Annotated in this window: 14 protein-coding genes and 1 pseudogene; 11 read left to right on the top strand and 4 right to left on the bottom strand. The window is 69.3% G+C overall.

Features of this window, described 5'->3' with window-relative positions; translation table 11 throughout:
- Nucleotides 1-128: 128 nt before the first annotated feature.
- Together GD748_RS00005 and GD748_RS00010 are read right to left on the bottom strand one after the other, a co-directional pair.
- A pseudogene (locus GD748_RS00005) lies at nt 129-497 on the bottom strand (heavy metal translocating P-type ATPase); the annotation flags it as partial.
- The gene (locus GD748_RS00010; RefSeq protein ID WP_152193180.1) at nt 494-925 is read right to left on the bottom strand and encodes an ArsR/SmtB family transcription factor; all 432 of its coding nucleotides are present in this window, start codon (nt 923-925) and stop codon (nt 494-496) included. The gene GD748_RS00010 and the pseudogene GD748_RS00005, both read right to left, overlap by 4 nt.
- Before the next feature lie 97 nt (nt 926-1,022).
- On the opposite strand from GD748_RS00010, the gene GD748_RS00015 reads away from it, so the two are divergent.
- Nucleotides 1,023-1,658, top strand: a complete 636-nt coding sequence (locus GD748_RS00015; protein ID WP_152194291.1) for a methyltransferase family protein — start codon at nt 1,023-1,025, stop codon at nt 1,656-1,658.
- Between the two features lie 56 nt (nt 1,659-1,714).
- On the opposite strand, the gene GD748_RS00020 is transcribed toward GD748_RS00015, so the two are convergent.
- Nucleotides 1,715-2,308 (bottom strand): vitamin K epoxide reductase family protein, encoded by a 594-nt coding sequence (locus tag GD748_RS00020; protein ID WP_152194292.1) that lies wholly within the window; start codon nt 2,306-2,308, stop codon nt 1,715-1,717.
- 52 nt (nt 2,309-2,360) lie between these two features.
- On the bottom strand, nt 2,361-3,023 hold the full coding sequence (locus GD748_RS00025) for a DsbA family protein (RefSeq protein ID WP_152193181.1): 663 nt from the start codon (nt 3,021-3,023) through the stop codon (nt 2,361-2,363).
- Nucleotides 3,024-3,438: 415 nt separating this feature from the next.
- On the opposite strand from GD748_RS00025, the gene GD748_RS00030 reads away from it, so the two are divergent.
- The 10 genes from GD748_RS00030 to ccsB all read left to right on the top strand — a co-directional run bounded on the left by GD748_RS00030 (nt 3,439) and on the right by ccsB (nt 15,331).
- Nucleotides 3,439-4,506, top strand: coding sequence for a M23 family metallopeptidase (locus GD748_RS00030; protein ID WP_193312737.1), 1,068 nt, complete (start codon nt 3,439-3,441; stop codon nt 4,504-4,506).
- Nucleotides 4,507-4,615: 109 nt separating this feature from the next.
- Entirely contained in the window at nt 4,616-5,287 is a 672-nt protein-coding gene (locus GD748_RS00035) for a copper resistance CopC family protein (protein WP_193312738.1), read from the top strand.
- A gap of 180 nt (nt 5,288-5,467) precedes the next feature.
- Nucleotides 5,468-5,845, top strand: a complete 378-nt coding sequence (locus GD748_RS00040; protein WP_152193184.1) for an ArsR/SmtB family transcription factor — start codon at nt 5,468-5,470, stop codon at nt 5,843-5,845.
- Complete coding sequence (locus GD748_RS00045) at nt 5,845-6,762, top strand: cation diffusion facilitator family transporter (protein WP_152193185.1); 918 nt, start codon at nt 5,845-5,847, stop codon at nt 6,760-6,762. The genes GD748_RS00040 and GD748_RS00045 overlap by 1 nt, the downstream gene beginning before the upstream one ends.
- An 88-nt stretch (nt 6,763-6,850) precedes the next feature.
- Nucleotides 6,851-8,617, top strand: coding sequence for an aa3-type cytochrome oxidase subunit I (gene ctaD, locus GD748_RS00050; RefSeq protein ID WP_152193186.1), 1,767 nt, complete (start codon nt 6,851-6,853; stop codon nt 8,615-8,617).
- A gap of 314 nt (nt 8,618-8,931) precedes the next feature.
- Nucleotides 8,932-10,971: a cytochrome c oxidase assembly protein gene (locus GD748_RS00055; protein WP_226920576.1), complete on the top strand. Its 2,040-nt coding sequence runs from the start codon at nt 8,932-8,934 to the stop codon at nt 10,969-10,971.
- Nucleotides 10,972-11,231: 260 nt separating this feature from the next.
- A complete protein-coding gene (locus GD748_RS00060) occupies nt 11,232-11,822 on the top strand; it encodes a TlpA family protein disulfide reductase (RefSeq protein ID WP_226920578.1) in 591 nt (196 codons plus the stop codon).
- Nucleotides 11,819-12,637: a cytochrome c biogenesis CcdA family protein gene (locus GD748_RS00065; protein ID WP_226920580.1), complete on the top strand. Its 819-nt coding sequence runs from the start codon at nt 11,819-11,821 to the stop codon at nt 12,635-12,637. Before GD748_RS00060 ends, GD748_RS00065 begins: the two co-directional genes overlap by 4 nt.
- 5 nt (nt 12,638-12,642) lie before the next feature.
- A complete protein-coding gene (gene resB / locus GD748_RS00070; RefSeq protein ID WP_152193189.1) occupies nt 12,643-14,364 on the top strand; it encodes a cytochrome c biogenesis protein ResB in 1,722 nt (573 codons plus the stop codon).
- Entirely contained in the window at nt 14,357-15,331 is a 975-nt protein-coding gene (gene ccsB / locus GD748_RS00075; protein WP_152193190.1) for a c-type cytochrome biogenesis protein CcsB, read from the top strand. The genes resB and ccsB overlap by 8 nt, the downstream gene beginning before the upstream one ends.
- Nucleotides 15,332-15,384: the final 53 nt, after the last annotated feature.

Below are 15,384 nucleotides of genomic sequence, written 5' to 3' on the forward strand. Positions count from 1 at the left end.
ATCCTTCCTCGCGTCCATCGCCATCCGCGTCGCCCGCTCCTGCAGCTCGACGCTGTACTTCCTCGGTGCTGCCATGACTCTCATCCTTCCGTGGAATGAGAGCCTCCATCAGACCCGGGGCGATTCACCTCCAGGCCCTCGCTGATGGAGTACAGGAACGCCAGCATCGCGGCCTCCTGCACCTCACCGAGCAGCACCGCGCCGACCGCCGCGATGGTCATCAGGGTGCCCACCCCGATCCGGCCCTTGACCAAGGCGCGGAGCGTCCCGGGGACGAAAGTGGCCCCACCCGCCAGCAGGGCGGCGATGCTCAGTCCGTGCGACCAGCCCTCCTGCCCGGCCCAGGAGAAGAGGAAGCCGGCGACCAGCAGCACCCCGGACAGCGCGGCCCCACGGATCTCGTCGACGTCCCACAGCCGCTCGACGGACTCGCCGTGCTCGGCGTCGTGGACGTCGGTGTGCTCGTCCTCGGGATGGGCGCAGCAGGCGTCGCTCACTGGGCGGTCTCCAGGTCTACGTGCGGCTTCAGGTACTCGGCGTCCGGAGTGGTGGTGCCAATGCCGTAGTTTGGGCACAGCTCGACGGCGTATCCCGTCGATGCCAGGAGCTGCTCGGCAGTGGCGAGGACCGCGAGCAGCTCGGGGGCCGTGGTCAGCGAGAACATCGACGCCCGTCCCTCCGGACGGGAGTTCACCAGACCGCAGTCGCGCAGGCACGCCAGATGGGCGCTCACCGTCGACTGGGCCAGCCCGAGGTGCTCGGTCAGGTCCCGCACCCGGTGCTCCCCCACGCTCAGATGCTGCAAGATCGCCAGGCGGGCCGGGTCCGACAGTCCGTGGAACAGCGCGGCGGCGGGCGCCAGGGCGGCTGGGTCGACAGCACCCGGCTCGTCGCTTATACCTGCATTAGGTGTTGGCATCGTCATAGGGCGATATTATGCGGGTGGGCGGTTCGGGATCAAGCCCGTCCGCCGATGTGCGCCGGGACTGGCCGGCGATGTCACGGAGGGGTGACGAGGGATGATGTCGACCGGTGTGGCCGCAGGGCTGGCCCTGGGTTTGTATGGTGCGGGTCTGATCGTGACGTTCGGGGTTCGCTCGTGGGCGCATCGCCGCCGGACCGGTTCGAGCGGCTTCCGCGGGCTCTCCGGCGCGTTCGGGTCGGTCGAGTGGTGGGGCGGTGCGCTCTTCGCCGCGGCGCTGGTGCTCAGCGCGCTGGGCCCTGCGCTGGCCCTGGCGGGTCTGGTCGAGGCGTTCGCGTCGCCGGAGTGGGTGCGGTGGGTGGGTCTGCTCACGGTGGTCGCCGCCCTGGTGGGTGTGCTGGTCGCTCAGGCGGGGATGGGCGCCTCCTGGCGCGTCGGCGTCGACGCGGAGGAGCGCACCGGCCTGGTGACCACCGGGCCCTTCGCCAAGGTTCGCAATCCCGTGTTCACCGCGATGATCGCGGCGCTGCTGGGGTTGACGCTGATGGTTCCTGGTCTTGCGACCCTGGCCGGCCTTCTCGCTCTGGTGGTAGCGGTCGAGCTTCAGGTCCGCTTCGTCGAGGAGCCGTACCTGGTGCGGGTGCACGGACCGGCCTACCTCTCCTACGCCCGGACCGCGGGCCGGTTCGTACCTGGCCTCGGACGGCTGCTCAGCGTCGCGCCGGACCGCCGCTGAGAGGTCATCCCGGGCTTTGTCACCGCTCAATCGTGACGCCCTCGGACAGTGGTCGGCTACAGCAGGGTCTGCCAGTACGTCCAGAACTGGATGAGGATGAGTGTCGCCACGGTGAGGTACCAGCCGGTGAGGACGACTCCGTGGTACCCGGCGACGCCTCGCACGGTACGGCGCGCCGACCTGGGGAGAGGGACGTGGCCGGCGTCGACGTTGTGCAGGGTGGTGTACCAGAACACCGCGATGGTCACCACCCACACCACCATGCAGTACGGGCACAGCGCCTCGATGCGGTACAGGCTCTGGAAGATCAACCAGTGCACGAAGACGACACCGAAGGTGACGCCGGCCTGCAGGCCGAGGTAGAACCAGCGCCGGTAACGGGCGCCGGCGAAGAGCCCTACACCGACCGTGGTGACGACCGCGAAGCCGGCGACGCCGATGAGCGGGTTCGGCACGCCGAAGGCCTCGGCCTGCGGGGTGGTCATGACCGATCCGCAGCTGAGCACCGGGTTGATGCTGCAGCTCGGCACATAGCTCGGGTCGGCGATCAGCGCGATCTTCTCGATCAGCAACACCACGGCCGCAATCAGACCCGCCAACCCGCCCAGTGCCAGCAGCACCGCCAGATGCCGAGGCGGGGCACCGTCGATGCCGGCGGCGACGTCGTCGTTGCTGGCGCGCGTCGCTGGCGGGGCCGCCGGTTCAGCCCTCAAGAGCGGCGTCGATCAGCGCGCGGAACTCGTCGGGGGATGCCGGTGCGATCATCTCGCCGTCGAGGAAGAACGTGGGGGTCGCCTGCACCCCCAGGGCCAGGCCGTCGGAGACGTCCTGCTGGACGCGTTCGAGCGTCGCCGGGTCCGCCACCGCCTTGTCGTAGGCCGCCATGTCGAGCCCGAGGTCCTCGGCGAAGGTACGGAACAGATCGGCCTCGGAGGTCTGCTGCTCCCCCCACTCGGCCTGGGTCTCAAACATCCGCTGGTACATCGCCTCGAACTGGCCCTGCTGGGCAGCTGCCTCGACGGCCAGCGCGGCGTTCTCGGCGTTGGCGTGGCCCGGGAGCGGGAAGTAGCGGGCGACGAAGGTCACCTGGTCGGCATAGTCGTCGCGGAGCTGCTCGACGAAGGGGTAGGCCGCCCCGCACGCCTCGCACTCGAAGTCGAGGAACTCCACCAGCGTGACCCGACCGTCAGAAGCGGTGGAGAGGCGGTGACTGTTCTCGCGCACCACCGGAGCCGCGGCGAGTTCGTCGCTCTCGGCCACTGCCGTGGGATCGCTGCCCGCGCGGCCGACCAGCACCACCGCGAGGGCGACTACGGCGACGAAGACCGCGACCAGCGCGGCCGAGAACTTCACATTCTTGCTCACTTCGAACCAGGCTCCTGCCCCCGCGGCACTCCGCCGTCCGGACGTCACGAACAGTGCGGACAATCCGCACCGACTGTTAGGAAAACACACAACCGCCCAGTCGGGGACACACCGACGGTCGACAGGTGGTGTGCGGCCGGGGCGACGAGCGGTCGGGTCGAGGTCAGCTCGTTGCTTACCTGGCCGCGGTGCCGCGGCCTCGACGCGTCGCGACTCTCTGCCGTCGATCCCCGCCCGGGCGACACGAGAGCTCCAGATGCTCCGTGGCGGATGTGGAAGAGGTCACGGAATCGGCGAGGTGGTTTTCTAGGTGCTGCCTGACCGTTACCCTTTCGTGACGCTTGAGTTGCCCTGCGCCGACGCCAGGGCGTGTCTGTCTGTTTCGTGGAGGCTTTGATCGATGTCGGATGCTGCTGTGCCCGAAGAGGTGCGGGTACCGCTGACCCGACGGCAGATTCGTGAACGAGAGCGGACTCGGGAGGCCCAGGCCGAGGGCGAAGCGGCACGCCAGGCCGACGTTGCTGATCGCGAAGATTCGCCTCGGTCACTGAGCGTGACCGTGCCGACGAGAACTAGCCACGGTCAACGGTGCGCCGGCCAGGGTTCGGACTCCCCGACCGAGGAGCTCGCGGAAGTACCGGGGATCACTCGCCGCCAGTTGCGACCTCAGCCAGGATCATCCGCTCGACGTCCGCGGCATGTTCTGCCGCGCGCGGCGGTGCTGACCGTGTTGGGGCTGACGACGATCGCCGCTCCGGTCGTGGGCCTGGACGGCGCCGACCACTCGGCCCACGCGCACGAGGCGGCAGCTGCACCCGCCGTGCAGATCCAGGCCAGCGTGCTGGAGGTCCTCGATTCCCGGGTGGGCGCCGCTCAGGTGACGGGTTCTAAACCCGAGAGCCTGCTTGCCAACCCCGCGGCACAGGCCCGGGCCGAGTCGATGTACGCGTCGCGGGCGGCGGCGCGCGGGGCCCTCGACGGTGCGAACGTCGAGGGTGCGCACGGGACGATAGCCGCGGCGGTGCCCGAGAAGAAGATCGTCATGCCGCTCGCGCAGGGAAGCTTCCGGAAAACCTCTTCCTACGGCGGGCGTGCGGACCCGTTCACCGGTGGGTCGTCCTCGCACACCGGCGTCGATCTCGCGGCGCCGCTGGACACACCCATCCATGCTGTGGCCGACGGCATCGTCGACTACGTCGGACCGGGTAAGGCCGGCCGGTCGAGCATGATCATCGTGGTCAAGCACGAGATCGACGGCGAGGTGTTCTACAGCTGGTACAACCACATGTACGCCAGCGGCCTCTACGTCGAGGTGGGCCAGCAGGTCCAGGTCGGGGACGTCATCGCCGGCGTGGGAAACAACGGCCGATCCACCGGGCCGCACCTGCACTTCGAGATCCACACCGACGACGACCTGACCACGACCGACCCGCTGGCCTGGCTCCAGACGCAGGGCGCGGTCGACGTCGGCGAACTTCCCTAGCAGAGACCAGGAAGCACCCGGCCCCACTCCACGGGCTGCGACTGGGACCTTGATCACTTGCGTTCACGGAGTTGTCATCGCCTGGCAAGACTTGCCTATGGTGGCTCGTATGTCCGCCACTGCCTTCCCGAGGCTGGTCGCAGCCCGGACGCGGCCTGCCGCGGCCCGCGCCGCCCGGCTGCCACTGTCGACGATGCTCGGTCTGTTGATGCTGCTCGGTGTCGCGGCCTTGGTGACCGCGCCGAGCGCCAGAGCGCACGACACGCTCATCGAGGCCAGCCCTGCGCAGGACGCCGTCGTCGAGGCAGCACCGACCGCGGTCGCCCTGACCTTCAGCGCCGAGATCCTCGACCTGCCCACCACCATCATCGTGACCGCCGCCGACGGTGCCGTCGTGGCCGAGGGCACGCCCCAGCTCGACGGCCAGGCGGTCCGGCTCGCCCTGCCACCGGACCTGCCGAACAGCGACTACGACGTGACGTGGTCGGTGGTCTCCTCCGACGGTCACCGCACCGAGGACAGCTACACTTTCACGCTCGCAGGGGCCGACGATGCAGCACCGTCGCAGTCCGCCACCCCGAGCACGCCCACCGCCGCCCCGCAACCGTCCCAAGCACCCGAGGCCGGCCCGGCACCGGACGCGGACGCCGGCACCACCGCGCAGGAGGACGGACCCGCCTGGATGCCTTCGTGGACCACCATCCTCCTTGTGCAGGCCGGCATCATCGTTCTCGCCGTCGCGGCAGCCCTGGCCTACAAGCGCCGGCGCACCGGCCGCTGACCCTGCCAAGGGTCCGACCCAGCCATCACGTCCGGCTGAGCTACCACTCCCCTCGGACATGGAACGCTCCGACCGGCTCCCGGACCGTATGCCTGGCGAGGACAGTCCGGACCGCCGTTACTGCGGTCGACGGGAATGTTGTAACGTCTGCAGAGATGCTCAGATGTGGAGGTTTCCGGGATGGGTGACGTCACACCGCTCGATGCTTGCGAGATCGTCACGGTCCACCCCGACAAGGTGGCCCTGACCCGGGAGAACATCCCCGACCTGACCGAGACGGCGCGACTGGCCACCCTGTTCAAGCTCCTCGGGGATCCGCGCCGCGCACGGATCCTGTACGCCCTGCTCGAGGCCGGGGAGTTGTGCGTGTGCGACCTGGCCGCCTCGATCGACGTGCCCGAAACCGCTGTCTCCCAGTCGCTGCGCCTGCTGCGCACCGCGGGAGTGGTCGGCAACCGCCGCGCCGGCCGGATGGTGTACTACCGGCTGGCCGACGCACACGTGCGGATGCTGCTCGACCTCTCCCGTGAGCACACCCTTCATGAGGAGCGGCCCTGATGGGCACCGGTCACAGCCACGGGCCGCCGCCCGTGGCCGGGCACGCCGGCGGGCGCTACCGCAACCGCCTGGCCGGTGCGTTCGCCCTGACGGCGACCTTCTTCCTCGTCGAACTCCTCGCCGGCATCGTGTCCGGGTCGCTGGCCTTGATCTCCGACGCCGGCCACATGGCCGCCGACGTCGTCGCCCTGGGTGCCGCCCTGGTGGCCACCCGCATCGCCACCCGCCCCGACACGACCGGGCGGCGGACCTACGGGTCCTACCGTGCGGAGGTCTTCGCCTCGGGACTGACGGTGCTGATCATGCTGGGGGTGGGCGCCTACGTCCTGCTCGAGGCGGTCAGCCGCCTGGGCGAGTCGCCGGAGGTGACGTCGGGGACGATGCTCGTCGTCGGCCTGATCGGGCTGGTCATCAACATCATCTCGATGCTGCTGCTGCGCGGGGGATCCACGGAGAGCCTGAATGTCAAGGGCGCGTACTTCGAGGTCGTGGCCGACGCCGCCGGGTCGGTGGGCGTCATGATCGCCGGCGTGCTGATCTTGACCACCGGGCAACCGGTATGGGACGTCGTTGTTGCGGCGCTGATCGCGATCTTCGTCATCGTCCGGGCCCTCTCGCTGGGGCGGCAGGTCCTGGGCGTGCTTGGTCAGCACGCCCCCGCCGATATGGACCCCGAGGCGGTGTCCAGCATCCTCGGTGACGTGCCCGGGGTCGCCGAGGTCCACGACCTGCACCTGTGGACGCTGACGTCCGGGATGAACGTCGCCACCGCCCATCTGGTCGCGGCCCCGGGGGCGGACCAGCACACCGTGCTCGACGCCGCACGAGACGTCCTGCGCGACAGGTACGGGATCGAGCACGCCACCTTGCAGGTCGAGCCTGCCGACCACGGAGGCTGCAGCGACCTAACCTGGTGAACCCAGGGATCCACGGTCTGGTCTGTGTCTGTTGACAGCGCTCGCCCGTGAACGCACAAGAGAACGTTCGTCGGAAGGAAGTACGGCTGTGGCAGGCACCCTAGAGACCAGCACGGAGGTCGTCCCCGGCCTGCGGCCCGAGCGGCAGAACCTCGGGCGAACCGTCGTCAGCTGGATGACGTCAACCGATCACAAGACGATCGGCTACATGTACGTCATCGCGTCGTTCCTCTTCTTCATGTTCGGCGGCGTGCTCGCCCTGGTCGTCCGTGCCGAGCTGTTCGAGCCGGGGATGCTGCTGCAGTCCAAGGAGCAGTACAACCAGCTGTTCACCATGCACGGCACGATCATGATGTTCCTCTTCGCCACGCCGCTGTTCACGGCCCTGGGCAACATCATGGTCCCCATCCAGATCGGCGCCCCGGACGTGGCGTTCCCCCGGTTGAACATGTTCTCGTTCTGGCTGTTCAGCCTCGGCGGCCTCCTGGTGATCGCCGGCTTCCTGACCCCGAAGGGCGCGGCGAGCTTCGGCTGGACGGCCTACACACCGTTGTCGAATGCGACGTTCTCCCCGGGCCTGGGCGGCGACCTCTGGGTCATCGGCCTGGCAATGACCGGATTCGGCACGATCTTCGGGTCGGTGAACTTCATCGCCACGATCATCACGATGCGCGCACCCGGCATGACGATGTTCCGGATGCCGATCTTCACCTGGAACATCCTCATCACCTCGATCCTGGCGCTGATGGCGTTCCCGATCCTGGCCGCGGCCCTGTTCGGTCTCTTGATCGACCGGGCCCTCGGCGGGCAGATCTTCAACCCCGAGGCCGGCGGCGCGCTGCTGTGGCAGCACCTGTTCTGGTTCTTCGGCCACCCCGAGGTCTACATCATCGCCCTGCCGTTCTTCGGCGTGGTCTCCGAGATCATCCCGGTCTTCTCCCGCAAGCCGATCTTCGGCTACAAGGGCCTGGTCTTCGCCACCATCGCCATCGCGGCCCTGTCGGTGACCGTCTGGGCGCACCACATGTTCACCACCGGCGGGGTGATGCTGGAGTTCTTCTCGCTGATGACGATGCTCATCGCGGTCCCCACCGGGGTGAAGTTCTTCAACTGGATCGGCACGATGTGGCGCGGGAAGGTCACGTTCGAGACCCCGATGCTGTACTCGGTCGGGTTCATGGTCACGTTCCTCTTCGGCGGCCTGACCGGGGTGATCCTGTCCAGCCCGGCGATGGACTTCCAGGTGCACGACACCTACTTCGTCGTGGCCCACTTCCACTACGTCGTCTTCGGCACCGTGGTCTTCGCCATGTACGCCGGGTTCTTCTTCTGGTGGCCGAAGTGGACCGGGCGAATGCTGGACGAGCGGCTCGGCAAGATCCAGTTCTGGATCCTGTTCATCGGGTTCCACACCACGTTCCTGGTCCAGCACTGGCTCGGTGTGCAGGGCATGCCGCGCCGCTACGCCGACTACATGCCGGAGGACGGCTTCACCCTGTACAACCAGATCTCCACAGTCGGTTCGGTGCTCATCGCGATCTCCACGCTGCCGTTCCTGTGGAACGTCTGGGTCACCATGCGCGGCCCGCGCACCGTGTTCGTGGACGACCCGTGGGGCTTCGGCAACTCCCTGGAGTGGGCCACCGCGTCGCCGTTCCCGCGGCACAACTTCACCTCCCTGCCCCGGATCCGTTCCGAGCGCCCGGCGTTCGACTTGCACCACCCCGAGGTCGCGTCGATGGACTCCACCGCGCCGAACCGTGACGTGCTCGACTCCATCTACGCCAGCCCGGAGACCCAGGGCAGGAGTCGGGTCGTCGACCAGCGCACGGAAGAGGACCGACATGATCGATGACCGCTCACCGCGGTGGCGCGCTGCGCCGGCCGCGACCAGTTCGGGCCGTCGCGCGGCTCGACAGTCATCGGAGGCTGCGCGCCAGCCGTTCCAGGCAACTCCTTTTGGTCGTGCTCAGATGGCACGGCCGCCGGGCTAGCGGTCGCGGCTGACCACGACAGACTACTTCCGACACCTGTGTGAGTGATCCTATGAAGACGACCGCGTCCGCTGGTCGCGGTGACGGCGCAGACAGTGCCCGCGGCACCCCGGAGCGGGCACAGGCACGTCCCGGTGCGCAGCCCGAGGCTGATCGCCGACCAGTGCAGACCAGGGTGTGGTGGTTCCCCCTGGGTGCCCTGCCCCTGGTGCTTGTCGCCATGGTGGCCGGGTTGGCCCTGACCGGTGCCGCGGGCCCTCCCGAGCTGTTCGATCCCGGCCCGATCGTGCGCTGGGGTCTGCCCGTCGTCACCGCCCTCACCTGGGCCAGCGCGACCGTGACCATCGGTGCGTTCGCGCTGTGCGCCCTGGTGCTGCCTCGCCCCGCAGCGGGCCGGGGTGACTCACGCGACAGCGGCGACGCGTGGCACCTCCTCGCACCGGTGGGCGCGATGGCCGCTGTGGTGTGGGCGCTCGCCCAGCTGGCGCACCTCCTGCTCACCCACGCCGCGGTCCTCGGGACGCCGATCGGCGGAGACGGCTACGACGTCCAGCTCATCCACTTCGTCACCGAGATCGAGATGGGCCGCTACCTGGCTCTGGCCACGCTGCTGGTCGCGGTGATCCCGCTGCTGGCCGTAGCCACCACGAGCTACGCCTCGGTCGCTGGTGCGGGCGTACTGGCCCTGCTCTCGCTGTACCCGGTCGCGCAGACCGGGCACGCGGCGGGGGCTGCGAACCATGACCTGGCGGTGTCCTCGTGGTGGCTGCACCTGGGAGGCGTGACCGTGTGGGTCGGTGGCCTCGTCGCGCTGTGTCTCGTCGCCTCCAGGCTCGGCCGCGATCTTCCACGGGTGGTCGAGCGGTACTCCCGCGTCGCGCTGTGGGCCTTCGTGATCACCACGGTGGCCGGTGCCGCGAACGCCTGGATCCGGCTCACCACGCCGCTGGACCTGCTCACCCACCCTTACGGTCAGCTGCTGCTGCTCAAGGTGGTGCTCACCCTGGTGCTGGGAATGGCTGGCTGGGTGCACCGCACCTGGACCATGCCGACAATCCGCGCCCACACCGGTACGGGCGGCGCCACGGCGGGCTGGGCTTTCTGGCGTTTGGCCGGGGTCGAGGTCCTGGTCATGGGTGCCGTCGTCGGCATCGGGGTGGCGCTCGGCTCGTCGCCGACACCCCAACCACTGGAACCGGTCAGCAACGCCGGTGCGCTCTTCGTCCTGACCGGATACCCGGAGCCACCGGCGCCGACCGTGCTGACCTATCTCACGCAGTGGCGACCCGAACCCATGACCGCCTTCGCGGCCCTGGCCGGGGTGGTCGTCTACGTGCGCTGGGCGCGGCGGCTGCGGCTCCGGGGCGACGCCTGGTCCACCACCCGCACCCTCAGCTGGGTGGTGGGCCTCGCGCTGTTCTTCTGGGTCACCAACGGCGGACCCGCGGCCTACGGGAGCGTGCTGTTCAGCGGCCACATGATCCAGCACATGCTGCTGGCGATGGTCGTGCCCATCTTTCTCGTGCTCGCCGCCCCGGTCACCCTGGCCCTGCGGGCCCTCCCGGCCCGCAGGGACGGCTCCCGCGGGCCCCGGGAGTGGCTCCTGGCGTTCGTCCACTCCAGCCTGGCCAGGTTCTTCTCCCACCCGGTGGTCGCCGGGGTGAACTTTGCCGGGTCGCTGATCGTCTTCTACTACTCCCCCCTCTTCGAGTACGCCCTGACCAGCCATATCGGGCACCTGCTGATGGTCGTGCACTTCACGGCCGCCGGGTACCTCTTCGCCAACGCCCTCATCGGTGTCGACCCAGGCCCCGCGCGGCCGTCCTACCCGCTACGCCTGCTGCTGCTGTTCGCGACGATGGCGTTCCATGCCTTCTTCGGCATCTCACTGATCTCCCAGACCACGGTCCTGGCGGCCGACTTCTTCAGCCAGCTCAACGTCAGCTGGGGCGGCGATCTCCTCGCCGACCAGGAGGTCGGCGGAGCGATCACCTGGGGCATCGGCGAGATTCCCACCCTCGCCCTGGCGGTCGCCGTGGCGCTGGCGTGGGCGAAGGAGGACGACCGGACTGCGAGACGCTCCGACCGCAAGGCGGAGCGCGACGACGACGCCGAGCTGCGCGCCTACAACGACATGCTCGCCGACCTCTCGGGACATCCCGCCGGCGAGACCGAGCACGAGAAGCCGCCCGAACGCCGCGAGCCGCGAACATGACGGCTCAACACTCTCGACGCCGACGGCACCGAGCCCAACATGTCTGGCGGGCCATTGGCCAAGGCGATGACCCGCCCCCGTCCGACGGATTCGTCCCGCAGCCGTTCCCTGGCGAGACACCACCGTCCCACCCACACCGAGAGCGAGATATGACACCCCCACCGGCCCCGGCCAGCCGAACGACCGCCACGCGCGGCGCGGACGACGAGACGACCTCGAGCGCCGCTGCCTTGCCTCGGCGATCCCTCAGCCGACGTGCCGTGATCAGCGGCGGGTTAGGTGCCGCCACCGCGTTCGTGCTCGCCGCCTGCGCCCCGGGCCGCACCCCACAGTCCCCGGCGGCTGCGGCCGCAGGGTCGGACGCCGGCTACGTGGCCGGCGACGGGACGTTTGCCACCTGGGCACCGGACGAGCGCGCCGCACCCATCTCCCTGGTGGGGACCACGTACTCCGGCGAGGAGCTTGACCTCGCGGACTGGCGCGGTGACGTGGTGGTCGTGAACTTCTGGTACGCGGCCTGCCCGCCCTGCCGCGCCGAGGCGTCCGACCTGAGGGACATCCACACCGACTACACCCCGCAGGGGGTGAAGATGGTCGGGATCAACCCCCGCGACGGCGTCGGCACGGCGCAGGCGTTCGAGCGCACCTTCGAGGTGCCCTACCCGTCCCTGCACGACCAGGACGCCGGCGGCGTCGCTGCCTTTGAGGGACTGGTGCCGCTGCAGGCCATGCCTTCCACCGTGGTGCTGGACCGGCAGGGACGGGTCGCCGCCCGCATCCTCGGCCAGATCGACCCGACCACCCTGCGCGGGCTCATCGATGACACCCTCGCCGAGGAGGACCGGCCGTGAGCTGGGGACAGGTCGGTGGCACGTTCGCGGAGCTGGTGCTCACCGGGCCGATGCTCGCGGCGCTGCCGGTCGCGGCCATCGCCGGGTTCGTCTCCTTCGCCTCGCCGTGCGTGCTGCCGCTGCTGCCCGGGTACGTGGGCTACCTGGGTGGGATGGCGGGCGCGACAACGGGCGGCGGCACGCCGCCGCGTTCCGGCACCGTCAAGGAGGGCCAACCAGCACGTCCGGGGCGCACCGGCACGGGCCAGCTGCTGGCCGGGGTTCTGCTCTTCGTGGCCGGCTTCACCGCCGTGTTCGTGCTGCTCGGCGTGGTCTTCTCCTGGGCGGGGATCCTCCTCGCGCCGTGGCTCGATGTCGCCACAAGGGTCCTGGGTGTCTTCGTGATCGTGATGGGCCTGGCGTTCCTGGGCCGCCTGCCGGTGCTGCAGCGCGAGGCCCGTATCCGCGCCCTGCCCCGCCAGGGCGTGTGGGGTGCCCCGCTGCTCGGGGTCGTGTTCGGGCTGGGGTGGGCACCGTGCATGGGCCCCACCCTCGCGGCGGTGCTGACTCTGTCCTTCGGGGAGGCCGACCCGGCCCGCGGCGCGATCCTGGTGCTGGCCTACAGCCTCGGGCTGGGTGTGCCTTTCGTGGTGCTGGCGATGGTGTTCTCGCGCTCGACCCGGGTACTGGGATTCCTGCGGCGGCACCGCCTGAGCATCCAACGTCTCGGGGGCGGCTTGCTCGTCGTGCTCGGCCTGGCCATGGTCACCGGCCTGTGGGCCCTGCTGTCGGGATACCTCCAGGGCCTGGTCGCCACCTACCAGACGCTGGTGTGAGAACCATGAACACCACCACTGAGGTCGACGCGACGAATCTGAGCTCCAAGGCCGGGCAAGGACAGCGCGGCGCCGCGGAACCACCGCGGGGAACCAGGCTAGGCCTGGTCGGCTGGCTGCGCTGGATGTGGCGTCAGCTGACCAGCATGCGGGTCGCGATCATGCTGCTGCTGCTCCTGGCCGTCACCGCGCTGCCCGGTTCGCTCTTCCCCCAGCAGCCGCAGGATCCCGCCCGGGTGGACGAGTACTTCACCACCTATCCGCGCCTGGCTCCGTGGCTGGAGCGGCTCGGCTTCTTCGACGTGTATAACTCGCCCTGGTTCGCGGCGGTGTACCTGCTGCTCTTCACCTCGCTGATCGGGTGCATCGTGCCGCGCGTCCGGGTGCACTGGCGGGCCCTGCGCGCCCAGCCGCCGCGGGTGCCCCGCAGCTTCCAGCGGTTCCCGGTCCGTCAGGAGCGCACGGTCACCGAATCCCGCCCGAGGGTGCAGGCGAGCATCATGTCCGCCCTGAAGGGTCGCTACCGCGCTGCGGTCACCACCGACGGCATCACCGCCGAACGCGGGTACCTGCGTGAGACCGGCAACCTCGTCTTCCATCTGTCCTTGATCGGAGTCCTGCTCTCGCTGGCGGCCGGGCAGTTCTACAGCCACCGCGGGCAGTTCATCGTCGTCGAGGGCGAGTCGTTCGCCAACTCCATCCTCGACTACGACACCTTCGACCCCGGCACGTTCTTCGACCCCGGCACCCTCGAGCCCTTCACCTTCACCCTCGAAGAGTTCGACTCGGAGTTCACCATCGACGCCATGGCCCGCGACTTCGCCGCGACCGTCACCGTGCGCGAGCCGGGCGGCACGACCCGGCAGGAGGTCATCAAGGTCAACGACCCCATGAGCGCCGGCGGTGCGAACGTGTACCTGATGGGCAACGGCTTCGCCCCCCGGATCACCGTTCGCGACGGCGCCGGCGAGGTGGCCTTCTCCGAGCCGGTCCCGTTCCTGCCGGAGGACTCGGTCTATACCTCCAAAGGTGTCATCAAGGTCCCTGACGTCAGCGTCGGTGAGCAGCTCGGCCTCACCGGGGCCTTCCTGCCCACCGCCGTGGTCGCCCCGGACGGATCGGGAGCGTACTCCGTCCACCCTCAGCCCAACGCACCACTGATGGTGCTTACCCTCTGGGCCGGTGACCTCGGCCTCGACGGCGGCGTGCCCCAGAACATCTACGTCCTCGACACCGACGACATGCGCCAGGTCTACGAAGAGGCCGAGGACGGTTCCCCCGGCTCCGTCGACGGCGGGCAGCAGCCGGTGACCCTCTTCCTCGCCCCTGGCGAAACCATCGAGCTGCCCGAAGAGCTCGGCACAGTGACGTTCGAGTCACTCCCGCGCTTCGTCGGCCTGGACCTGCGTTACGACCCCTCCCTGCCCTACCTGCTGGGCTCCTCCATCGCCGCCATGCTCGGCCTGTTCGCCTCCCTGTTCGTCCCCCGCCGGCGCCTGTGGGTCAAGCTCGCCGACACCCCCGACGGCGGCACCGTCATTACCGGGGCGGCACTTGCCAGAGGGGACGACCCCGGCCTGGCCCGCGACCTCGCCCGGGTGCTGCGCGACGCCGGCACCCTGACCAGCCCAGCGCCGGAACTGCAGGACAGTGCCGGAACCGCAATCGAACCGACTGCCCCAACCCCCGCCGGTGACAACCCGGCCCGGAAGGACACTGATGCCTGAAGCCACCCTGGGCCAGCTCAGCCTCATGCTGATCTACGGAGCGATGGCCGCCTATCTCGTCAGCTTCATCGCTTTCGCCATCGATCTGTCCGGCCTGCGTGATCGTGGCCTCGGCGACCGCCGCCGCCGCGCCGCCGGCATCGCCATGACCACCACGTGGCTCGGGTTCGCCCTCCATTTGGTCGGGGTCATCACCCGTGCCATCGCCGCCGCCCGCGTGCCCTGGGCGAACATGTACGAGTTCTCCATCCTCTTCACCCTCGTTGCGATGGTGATCTTCCTGGCGCTGCAACGTGGCCGGGACATGCGCTTCCTTGGGACCTTCGTCCTCGGCCCGGTGCTCCTCATGCTGGGCATCGCCGTCGCCGTCCTCTACGTGCGTGCGGACGGCGTCCAGCCGGCCCTGCAGACCTACTGGCTCGTCATCCACGTCTCCATCGCCACGCTGGCCGTCGGTGTCTTCTCCATCGCCGCGACCTTGTCGGTCCTCCAGCTCGTCCAGGAACGCGCCGAGCTGCGCAGGACTCACACCGCCGCGCCAGACTCCGCGCCGCCCACGACAACGCCGGCCGCCGGCGCGACGGTCATGCTGGAGGAGGAAGAGCGGAACAAGACCCACGGTCTGTGGGGACGGCTGCTCGACGTCGTGCCCTCCTCCCCCGAGCTCGAACGCATCGCCTTCCGCCTCAACGCCGTCGGCTTCATGATGTGGACCTTCACCCTCATCGCCGGAGCCATCTGGGCCGAGCACGCCTGGGGCCGGCCCTGGGGCTGGGACGCCAAGGAGACGTGGACCTTCGTCATCTGGGTGATCTACGCCGCCTACCTCCACGCCCGCGCTACCCGTGGATGGGAAGGGCGCCGGGCCGCGTACCTATCCATCGCCGGGTTCGTCACCATCCTCGGCAACTACTTCCTCGTCAACCTCGTCTTCAACAGCCTGCACTCCTACAGCGGCATCGGGTAGCCAGACGTGCGCGGACGTACCGGCGCGATGTCCTTGGGCAGAGCCAGGTGTTG

It is taken from the genome of Georgenia subflava, from assembly GCF_009193155.1.
Lineage (GTDB): Bacteria > Actinomycetota > Actinomycetes > Actinomycetales > Actinomycetaceae > Georgenia > Georgenia subflava.

Coding starts and splice junctions, on each gene's coding strand:
- GD748_RS00010 (WP_152193180.1), bottom strand. CDS start 925: ATGACGATGCCAACACCTAATGCAGGTATAAGCGACGAGCCGGGTGCT.
- GD748_RS00015 (WP_152194291.1), top strand. CDS start 1,023: ATGTCGACCGGTGTGGCCGCAGGGCTGGCCCTGGGTTTGTATGGTGCG.
- GD748_RS00035 (WP_193312738.1), top strand. CDS start 4,616: ATGTCCGCCACTGCCTTCCCGAGGCTGGTCGCAGCCCGGACGCGGCCT.
- GD748_RS00040 (WP_152193184.1), top strand. CDS start 5,468: ATGGGTGACGTCACACCGCTCGATGCTTGCGAGATCGTCACGGTCCAC.
- GD748_RS00045 (WP_152193185.1), top strand. CDS start 5,845: ATGGGCACCGGTCACAGCCACGGGCCGCCGCCCGTGGCCGGGCACGCC.
- resB (WP_152193189.1), top strand. CDS start 12,643: ATGAACACCACCACTGAGGTCGACGCGACGAATCTGAGCTCCAAGGCC.
- ccsB (WP_152193190.1), top strand. CDS start 14,357: ATGCCTGAAGCCACCCTGGGCCAGCTCAGCCTCATGCTGATCTACGGA.